The sequence below is a fragment of the Schnuerera sp. genome, assembly GCF_035459645.1.
In the GTDB taxonomy this organism is placed as follows: domain Bacteria; phylum Bacillota; class Clostridia; order Tissierellales; family Tepidimicrobiaceae; genus Schnuerera.
The window spans coordinates 1-1,819 of record NZ_DATHXO010000177.1; the positions used below are offsets into that span (position 1 = coordinate 1).

Genomic DNA, 1,819 nt, shown 5'->3' on the forward strand with positions numbered 1-1,819 from the left:
TTATAATGTACAGAATTTTCTGAAATATAAGTTCTGCCATTAATTGAAAAAACAATGCTTTAATTGTCTGTATTTGTCAACTGAAAACTATACCATATTTTAATCGAAAACTGGGCCAGTTGAAATAAAAAAAATTAATTACTTTTCTCTAACCACTCTTTAGTTTCTTTTATTCTATAAGAATCTCCATTCATGTTAATTACATAAGATTTATGGGTCATCCTATCTATTAAAGCAGCTGTTAGCACTGCATCATTAAATATTTCATTCCATCTATCAAAGGATAGATTCGTAGTTATTATTGTGGATTTTCTCTCTGCTCTTAGAGAAAGAAATGTAAATAATAGTTCGCTTCCCTCTTTGTCAAATGAGATATAACCTAGTTCGTCTATGATGATTAAATCATATTTTTCAAATCTCTTTTCAAATGTATAAAGCTTTTTTTCACTCCTAGATTCCTTGAGTTCATTTATTAATGTCGCTGCTGTTGTAAAAAATACCTTGTATCCTTTATTACATGCATTAATGCCAAGTCCTATTGATAGATGAGTTTTTCCAGTTCCAGGATTTCCCGCTAAAATAACATTTCTACCTTCTTCTATAAAATTTAGGGTTTTAAGCTCTTTAAACCTTTTTTTAGCGTCCTCAGGTAGATAGTCTACCTGAAGTTCATCTAAATATTTTTTATACGGAAAACGTGCATTTCTAATTCTATTTTTTCTACCATTTTCCTTTCTCATGTCATAAGCTTCTACGAAAATGTCTTTTAAAAGCTCTTCATATGGTTGATTTAATCTATATGCTTCTTCGATTTTCATCTTTAATCCTTGGTTTATCCCTGGAATTTTAAGCTCTGATACGTATTTTTTAATTTCACTTATTGTTTCGTTCAATTTTTATAACCTCCCACTGATTTTAAATTAAACATATCATTTAAAATTGAAATTTGTTCTAAAGATGCCTTTTGAATTGATAAATCTCTAATTTCTAAAGGATTAAGCACAGTAGGAGACTTAAAAACTATATTTCTAATGTTGTCTGTATTCACCATCTCTATTTTAATTTTTTCTAATTCTTTTACCGCTTTTAGTACACTTTCTAAATCTTTTTCCTTTATCAATTCTAAAAGTACTATGAAATCCTTAGGATTATTGATATAATATTTATGATATATTTCTTGAAGTTTTGGAGAGAGCTGGTGTCTACCAACACTAGAATGCAGCGCTCCAGGCTTCTTTTTTAATGTATGGATAAAATGGTTTATATCTATAGTCCAGTGATGAGCTAAATACGACCTTTTATGAGTTGCTATTAATTTATCTTTGTAATATATTTCTATAATATCTGGATATATTTTAGCCATCACAAACTTACCCACAAGATAATCTGGTGCTGAGTATTTGTTTTGATCAATGTTAATTACACTATACTTATTAACCCTGGCCTCTACTCTCCTAGATGTATCATAGGACGGTTTTAGCGGTAACAGGTAATCCATTTCTTCATTTAAAATATCTATTGGACTTTTGTTTTCAAGCCAATTTCTTTTTTTAGAATTAAGTTTAAGTAACTTTTCTTCTAAATGTTTATTAGCCTCTTCTATTGAATTAAAATCGCTTTTGCTTGAGAAAGCTTTTCTTCTAACAAATTCCACCCCTCTTTCTACATGCCCTTTTTCATTTCCACTAGCTATATTACAGAACCTGTATCTAAATCCATAATACAAAGATATTTTAATTAAATCTCCGGTAGCTTCTTTTTCGTTTCTACCTACAAACCTTTTTACTGCTTGTTTCATATTGTCATAAACTACTTCTCT

General features: G+C 29.3%; 2 protein-coding genes. Both read right to left on the bottom strand.

Annotated features, from left to right (window positions below):
- Positions 1–134: 134 nt before the first annotated feature.
- Positions 135–893: an IS21-like element helper ATPase IstB gene (gene istB / locus VK998_RS04305; RefSeq protein ID WP_226807974.1), complete on the bottom strand. Its 759-nt coding sequence runs from the start codon at positions 891–893 to the stop codon at positions 135–137.
- On the bottom strand, positions 890–1,819 hold a 930-nt coding region (locus VK998_RS04310), incomplete at its 5' end, for a Mu transposase domain-containing protein (RefSeq protein ID WP_414713558.1). The genes istB and VK998_RS04310, both read right to left, overlap by 4 nt.